At 65.6% G+C, this 247-nt stretch carries 1 protein-coding gene; it reads right to left on the bottom strand.

Annotated elements, in window-relative coordinates:
• The coding region (locus tag ACZ3GY_RS24595) for a metallophosphoesterase family protein (protein WP_465912418.1) at positions 1 to 247 on the bottom strand (247 nt) is incomplete at both ends.

The following is a 247-nucleotide window of genomic DNA, read 5'->3' as shown; positions in this document are numbered from 1 at the left end:
ATCGTCGATCACGGCATGGGCGGCAGCATCACTCGGCCCCATCGCGGCGGGATCGAGGTTTAGCAATTGCCGCTCATGATTGCCCGCCAGTGTGGGCCAGTTCAGCGCCATCAGCCTTTGCGCCGTCTCACGCGGCCAGAGCGGGCCGGACAGGGAATCGCCCAGATTGACGATCTGCGTGATCCCCCGCGCGGCAATGTCGGCAATCACCGCCTCCAGCGCGGGGAGGTTGCCGTGAATGTCGGAG

It is taken from the genome of Pseudomonas sp. PME37.24/006, from assembly GCF_055556635.1.
Note: the sequence above shows the minus strand (reverse complement) of the source record. Positions and strands in the feature narration are given on the sequence as shown.